Source organism: Succinivibrio sp. (assembly GCF_045124615.1).
Taxonomy (GTDB): Bacteria; Pseudomonadota; Gammaproteobacteria; order Enterobacterales; family Succinivibrionaceae; genus Succinivibrio; species Succinivibrio faecicola.
The window spans coordinates 1-6,555 of the sequence record NZ_JBGVMC010000091.1 but is presented as its reverse complement, the minus strand read 5'-3'; the positions used below and the strand labels follow the sequence as shown (position 1 = coordinate 6,555).

The window sequence follows — 6,555 nt, the reverse complement described above, 5'->3', positions numbered from 1 at the left end:
CGTACTTTTATGACTGGCATGTGGAAAACCACCTCACTTTTAAATTTCCAATGTCAAAGACGGAAAGTCTCTGACGGTAAAAAAAACATGCAGAATTTTACAGTAAATATGACGTTTTGTAAATGTTTTGATGTCTATTTTTTTATTCTGGTGCATAAAAAAGATAATTTATCTTTTCTGAAACTTCATTATTTTCTATGTAGTAGGAAATTAAAAAAAAATTTTTAATATGTAAAAATAACTATCTGAAATAAATAAAAATTCTTAAAAATACGAATATTGATTATTATTATAAATGTATTACTATATACATATAAAAAGTATTTTTAACAAATCATGAGGTGAATGTTATGAGTGCAGAAAAAACAGTTTTTATAAAAAGAGATGGCAGTTACTATGCCGTTGCATTTGATAGCTTTAAGTATGATGAAAAAACTGATTCATACGAGTTTTTTATTCCTCTTGATAAAGACAATAGCATCAGTGATTCAATAGATGCACAGGATCTTAAATATCTTACCGAATTCTCAAAATCTGATCTTGAAAGTCTGATTACATTCTCAAATCAGGATATGTTAGCTGAGATTTGTTGCTCAGGCTTTACAGGATCATTCATTGTTCAAAATGAAGGTTTGACTGTTGATAAAATGATGTTGAAGAAAACAGCTCTAAATCTTAAACAAGCTGAATTTAACTCAGATCTTTATCTTTTCTTTAGCTATGTTTTAAATGTTCTTATTGAAAATGACATTGTTAAATACAAGAAAGTCAATCTTCCAAGATTTGTTATTCCTATAAATTCAGTTCTTTCATCACTTACATATCTTGTAAGATCTTATGCACTCACTGAGGATTCAAGACGATTGGAGCTTTTTGTTGAAACTGTTGATTCTCTTCCTGACGAGCAAAATCCAAGTCTTGAAAGTCTTTTAACTAATGATACTGAAAAAATGAATTATGCAGTCGAGCTTATCAAGTCAAAAGTTAAGGCTGATTCTTTATCAGATCTTGAAAAAGATTCTTTTTTTAAGTGTGTGAATGTATCGCTGATGTATTACTGCCAGCCTGTTCTTGAATACTGTGCATATGCAAGAGCAAAAGGAAATGATCTGTTTGAAAAGGATATTGACCTTGCAATTGGATATTTTAACAGACTATTAAAGGAGGATAACAATTTAAATGAGTCAGAGCTTTACAGTGAATACTGCTACGAATATGCATCATTACTTTTAGAAAAGAGTGATGATGATAAAACACTATTAAATGCAGCTGTTGAGTACTTCAAGATAAGTGCACTTCTTAATAACAGCAAGGCTAAAATTGCTCTTTATGATATTTTCTTAAAAAAGAAGACTAACAGTCATGTTCATAGTTTTCTTGCAAATCGTATGCTTATAGATCTTGAAATAGAAGGTATAAGGAGCTTGTCGTTATCAGGTGATGTAAAACAGTTGCCTGAAGCTATGATAAGAAAAGGCATAAGCTATTTTTATTATGCCTGCGATGCGGATACAGAAGATGAAGAAGCTAAAAGACTGAACAGTGCAGTTAAAAATTATCTAATAGGTTATAGAGCTTTGATTGAAAAAGAAAAACAATATCCTGACAGACAAGAGAATGCTGAAGATAAAATCTATATGCTAAAGTGCCTTGATGATGCCTATGGTGATTCTGAATATGATTTGAGAGCATCAGATATTTTCTTTAGTTTGTATGAACTTAACGAAATTCTCTCAATCAACAAAAAAGGAAATGACGTTTATTTTCGTTTGAGTATTGATGATGACGGTAAAGGTCCAGTTAAATGCTCAATAAGAATGTTCTCTAAGAGTGATAACAAGCCACTTAAAATGTGTATTTGCATTCCTCAATGCTGGTACTGTGATTTTGTAACTTCATTTGAATTTGTAGATGATTACATTGATTCTCTTATCATAAATGAAGGTGGTATCTGCGATTTTGACAGCATTAGAGAAAGTGATATGTATTTGGATGGAGAATTTCAAGGTTCATTTGATGGAATATTCAAATTCATCGCTGATGATTATATAGATTTTGAAAAAGAAGTGGAGCAATTAAGAAAAGATCCTTATGTAAATGATATTTTTGATGAGTCTGAACCTTTACCTTCTTATTTAAGAATATCGATTTGTTAGTGTTTGAAATCGTTGTGCTGGTATATCTTGCCTTTTGGATATACCAGCTTTTTTGTATGCACTAAATTCATATCAAATGTTTTGCAAGAAGATAGCCTGCAAAACATGCTATAAGTGACAGTATAACGTTCAGCATTATATTTGCAAAAGCCTGCACAATCATTCTGTGTTCTAGCATAGATAGAGTGTCAAAACTGAATGTAGAGAATGTAGTAAGACCACCTAGCAGACCTGCTGTTAAAAATCCTTTTAGATTTGGATTTTCTGTTACAAAAGGTATTGATAAAAGAAAACCAATCATAAATGAGCCTGTTATATTCACAAGCAATGTTGCCAGTGGAAATGATGCAAGAATACCTGCCTTTGCAATCATAATACCTGTCATTGCTCTAAGACATGCTCCAGTAAAGCCACCTAGTCCTATACATAGAAAATTTAAAAACATAATAATCTCTTCTTATAAAACAACTGCATCGATTATATCTTAGATATGAAAAACTACTTTCTTGAAATAAAAAATAAACCGTTTAAAATCTGAATTCAAATTTTTCTTAATGGAAATAATATGCTTGCACTTATTCAGAGAGTAAATTTTGCAAAGGTTGTTGTAGAAGGTACTGTTACCGGTGAGATACAAAAAGGTATCCTTGCCTTTATAGGTTTTGAAAAAGGCGATGATGAGGCAAAAGCTAAAAAGATGTTTGATAAGCTTTTAAAGTATCGCATCTTTTATGATGAGAATGAAAAGATGAATCTTAATCTTGTACAGGTGGATGGTTCGATTCTTTTAGTCTCTCAGTTTACGCTTGCAGCAAATACTGCACAAGGAAACCGCCCAAGCTTTGATCCTGCTATGCCTCCAACACAGGCAAAAGATCTGTACGATAAATTTATCAAATATGCGCATAATACATATCAGAAAGTTCAGGAAGGTCAGTTCGGAGCTGATATGAAAGTGTCATTAGAAAATGACGGTCCTGTAACATTCATGCTGAAAATGTAACGTAAAATCTGATAAAATCAACTGCTAGAAAAGAAGGATTTTATATGCGCATTTTAGGAATCGAAAGCTCCTGTGACGAAACAGGTGTAGCTATTTATGATGATGAAAAAGGCCTTATTGCTCATGCCTTGCATACTCAGATCCCAATGCATGCTCAATACGGTGGTGTAGTCCCTGAGCTTGCATCAAGAGATCATATTAAAAGAATAGTTCCACTAGTAAGACTAGTATTAGAAAAAGCTGACATGAAGTTAAGCGATTTAAGTGCTGTCGCTTATACTGCAGGTCCAGGTCTTATCGGTGCACTTTTAGCAGGAGCCATGGAAGCTGGTGCTTTAGCTTATGGTCTTGGAATACCTAGTGTTCCTGTTCATCATATGGAAGGACATCTGCTAGCTCCAATGCTTGAAGATGAAAAAATTCAATTCCCATTTGTGGCACTTCTCATTTCAGGTGGACATACAATGCTCATAAAGGTTGAAAAGCCAGGTCAGTATGAGTTATTAGGTCAGTCAGTTGATGATGCTGCAGGTGAGGCTTTTGATAAGACTGCAAAATTACTAGGAATTCCATATCCTGGCGGTCCTGGTCTTGAAAAGCTTGCTGCAAAAGGAAAAAGCGGCATATTTAATTTCCCAAGACCAATGATTAAAAATCCTAATTGTGATTTTAGCTTTGCCGGTCTTAAAACAGCTGTTCTTAATGCAACTTTAGAGCACAAGGATGATCTTGAGAATGTAAAGGCTGATATTGCAAGAGGCTTTACAGAGGCTATTGCAAGTACTCTTGAGATAAAGTGCAAAAGAGCATTAAAGCAGACAGGTATTAAAACTTTAGTTGTCGCAGGTGGTGTATCTGCAAATACAGATATCAGAAATGCCTTAAAAGCTCTTATGGATTCAATTCATGGAAAGATTTATTTTGCCAGAAAGGAATTCTGTACCGATAATGGTGCGATGATTGCACAAGTAGGTATGTTACGTTTCAAAGCAGGGCAGATTGGTGATAACAGCATTAAAGTTTTCCCAAGAACACCGCTTTCTAATCTTAAACCACTGTAAATGAACGATTATATCTTTATTAATAATTTAAAAGTGAATTGTATAATTGGTATACTTCCTCATGAAAGGGAGAATACACAGCCACTTATGATTTCAATCGAGCTTGAATGCGATTTAAAAAAAGCAGGCTATTCAGGTAACCTTGATGAGAGTATAAATTACGCAGAGCTTGCAAACACAGTAAAAGAATATACTGTACAAAGAAAGGCAAGACTAGTCGAAGAATTAGGTGTAGAGCTGTGTGATCTCATCTTAAAGGAATTTAAACCAAAGAAGGTAACTATTACATTAAATAAACCTCTTGCAGTGGAGAACTGCGATGGGGTAGGAATAAAAATAACAAAAGTGTTGGAGTAAAAAATGGCGACAAAAGTTTTCCTCGGGGTAGGATCAAATTTAAACAGAGAGAATTCATTAAGATTTGCCGTTGCTAAAATCGGTCCTCTGTTACAGAATTTCAAAAAATCATCAGTATGGATTAGCCACCCTGTAAGAGTAGGCGAGCCAGATTACTACAACATGGTGTTAGCAGGTGAGACTCAGGCTTCTATAACCGATCTTTATGCATGTCTTCAGAAGGTAGAGCAGCTTGCTGGTACCGAGCTTATGTTCAACAATGGTACTAATTTTGGATTAAAGCGCAGACTGGATATTGATATTCTGACTTTTGGTGACGAAGTATTAACAGAGCCTTGCAAGGTTCCTCGTCATGACATTCAGGACTATCCTTTTGTACTAGCTCCATTATGTGAATTGGATCCAGAGCTAGTTCATCCTTTATTAAAGATTAAGGTTAAGGATATCTGGGAGGAAATGGAGCCTAGAATTCCTGAAGGTCATGAGGTTAAAAAAATCGATTTTGACTGGTCTGTTGAGGCTCCTACCTGGAATAATGTAAAGGATTAATGATGGCTTTACTTCATGTTCTTGTTTTAGCAATGATTCAGGGGTTAACAGAGTTTCTTCCTGTTTCATCATCAGCTCATCTTATTTTTCCATCTCATCTTCTAGGCTGGCCTGATCAGGGGCTTGCCTTTGATGTTGCAGTGCACTTTGGAACTTTACTTGCTGTTATTCTTTATTATATGGCTGATCTTGTAAAAATTGGCTCATATACCATAGAAGCAGCAATTAAATTCAAGGTAACTCCTATTGCAAGAATCGGTCTGTGTATCATTATTGCAACCATTCCTGTATGTATTGGTGGTTTTTTCCTTGAGTCTGTAGTTGAGTCTATAAGAGAGAATATTCATGTTATTGCATGGACTACTATTGGCTTTGGTCTGCTTTTAGGTCTTGCATCATATGCTAACAGAAAGATGATCTGGAGAAACATCTCTCCAAATCAGGGTGCTAGAGCTGATTCATTACGACAGCTTACCTATGTTCAGGCATTGTTTATCGGTATGGCTCAGGTTATTGCTGTAATACCAGGTACATCAAGATCAGGTATTACACTTACTGCAGGTCTTTTCCTTGGAATGAAGCCTGAGGCTGCTGCTAGATTCAGTTTCCTTCTGTCAATTCCTGTGATCCTTGCTTCAGCATTTTTTGAACTTTTAAAGATATATAAAACCCCTGATCTGAGCGTTGACTGGATGTCAATTATTCTTGGCAGTTTCCTTTCCTTCATTGTAGCTTTGATTGTTATACATCTTTTCTTAAAGTATATAGCAAAATCAGGAATGGCATTGTTTGTAATCTATAGAGTTCTATTAGGAGCAGTTCTTCTCTGGATGTTCTAGAAATAACTGTATTAGGATTTGAAAACTGCAGTTTGTCCGTGATGAGAAACTGCAGTTTTTTTATTACAGATCGTAATCACCTTCTGTTTCAGTGAAATTCAGATCTGAAGATAATCGCTTTTTGAAAAAGCCCATCTTGTTTTTCTTTGAATTCTGAGCTTTTCTTTCAAGCGTTATATTATCCTCAGTCAGCGCTGCTGGCTTTTCATTGTTCTTATCATTTAATTCATCTTCAGGAATGCTTTTCATGTACTCTTCAACGAGCATTACTCGTTTTTCGTACATTTTCTGTCCTATCTGAGGTCCTTTAAATCCCTGATCAACAAATTCCTTTGCCTTTACTGTTTTGCAGATATCAAACATTTCAAGAAAATAGTCAGTTCTTGAAAACTCTCTGTTCTCAAATCCTAATCTTCCAAGAAAATCGCATTTACAGCATAAGGCAAAAGGTTTAACCCACTCTTCTCGTCTCCATGCATCAAGATTGTCAAAAAGGCTGACGACAGTTTTTCCTCCACCTTTATAGAGGTGATGCATAACAGAGTGATACTTTACAACCTTAATTGCAAACTGTTCATAGGCAGATGGAA

General features: G+C 34.8%; 7 protein-coding genes and 1 pseudogene. 6 read left to right on the top strand and 2 right to left on the bottom strand.

Annotated elements, in window-relative coordinates; genetic code table 11:
* Nucleotides 1-350 precede the first annotated feature (350 nt).
* Entirely contained in the window at nucleotides 351-2,156 is a 1,806-nt protein-coding gene (locus tag ACJML3_RS02525; RefSeq protein ID WP_406020319.1) for a hypothetical protein, read from the top strand.
* A 67-nt stretch (nucleotides 2,157-2,223) separates the two neighbouring features.
* Here the strand turns inward: ACJML3_RS02525 and crcB are convergent, their stop codons facing one another.
* Nucleotides 2,224-2,601, bottom strand: a complete 378-nt coding sequence (gene crcB, locus ACJML3_RS02520; RefSeq protein WP_406020317.1) for a fluoride efflux transporter CrcB — start codon at nucleotides 2,599-2,601, stop codon at nucleotides 2,224-2,226.
* A 120-nt stretch (nucleotides 2,602-2,721) separates the two neighbouring features.
* Here crcB and dtd point away from each other — a divergent pair, with 120 nt between their 5' ends.
* Genes dtd through ACJML3_RS02495 form a run of 5 tightly spaced genes read left to right on the top strand, consistent with a single transcriptional unit; the run spans nucleotide 2,722 to nucleotide 5,965 of the window.
* Nucleotides 2,722-3,159, top strand: a complete 438-nt coding sequence (gene dtd, locus ACJML3_RS02515) for a D-aminoacyl-tRNA deacylase (protein ID WP_406020315.1) — start codon at nucleotides 2,722-2,724, stop codon at nucleotides 3,157-3,159.
* A gap of 44 nt (nucleotides 3,160-3,203) precedes the next feature.
* Complete coding sequence (gene tsaD, locus ACJML3_RS02510) at nucleotides 3,204-4,220, top strand: tRNA (adenosine(37)-N6)-threonylcarbamoyltransferase complex transferase subunit TsaD (RefSeq protein ID WP_406020313.1); 1,017 nt, start codon at nucleotides 3,204-3,206, stop codon at nucleotides 4,218-4,220.
* Nucleotides 4,221-4,577, top strand: a complete 357-nt coding sequence (gene folB, locus ACJML3_RS02505) for a dihydroneopterin aldolase (protein ID WP_406020311.1) — start codon at nucleotides 4,221-4,223, stop codon at nucleotides 4,575-4,577. It begins immediately after the preceding gene.
* 3 nt (nucleotides 4,578-4,580) lie between these two features.
* Complete coding sequence (gene folK / locus ACJML3_RS02500; RefSeq protein WP_406020309.1) at nucleotides 4,581-5,126, top strand: 2-amino-4-hydroxy-6-hydroxymethyldihydropteridine diphosphokinase; 546 nt, start codon at nucleotides 4,581-4,583, stop codon at nucleotides 5,124-5,126.
* Nucleotides 5,127-5,128: 2 nt separating this feature from the next.
* Nucleotides 5,129-5,965, top strand: coding sequence for an undecaprenyl-diphosphate phosphatase (locus tag ACJML3_RS02495; RefSeq protein ID WP_406020307.1), 837 nt, complete (start codon nucleotides 5,129-5,131; stop codon nucleotides 5,963-5,965).
* 63 nt (nucleotides 5,966-6,028) lie between these two features.
* On the opposite strand, the pseudogene ACJML3_RS02490 reads toward ACJML3_RS02495, so the two are convergent.
* Nucleotides 6,029-6,555, bottom strand: a pseudogene (locus tag ACJML3_RS02490) (hypothetical protein); the annotation flags it as partial.

What these genes read in the sequence shown, in the direction of transcription:
- ACJML3_RS02495 (WP_406020307.1), top strand. Translation starts at nt 5,129, where the DNA reads ATGGCTTTACTTCATGTTCTTGTTTTAGCAATGATTCAGGGGTTAACA.
- ACJML3_RS02525 (WP_406020319.1), top strand. Translation starts at nt 351, where the DNA reads ATGAGTGCAGAAAAAACAGTTTTTATAAAAAGAGATGGCAGTTACTAT.
- folK (WP_406020309.1), top strand. Translation starts at nt 4,581, where the DNA reads ATGGCGACAAAAGTTTTCCTCGGGGTAGGATCAAATTTAAACAGAGAG.
- dtd (WP_406020315.1), top strand. Translation starts at nt 2,722, where the DNA reads ATGCTTGCACTTATTCAGAGAGTAAATTTTGCAAAGGTTGTTGTAGAA.
- folB (WP_406020311.1), top strand. Translation starts at nt 4,221, where the DNA reads ATGAACGATTATATCTTTATTAATAATTTAAAAGTGAATTGTATAATT.
- crcB (WP_406020317.1), bottom strand. Translation starts at nt 2,601, where the DNA reads ATGTTTTTAAATTTTCTATGTATAGGACTAGGTGGCTTTACTGGAGCA.
- tsaD (WP_406020313.1), top strand. Translation starts at nt 3,204, where the DNA reads ATGCGCATTTTAGGAATCGAAAGCTCCTGTGACGAAACAGGTGTAGCT.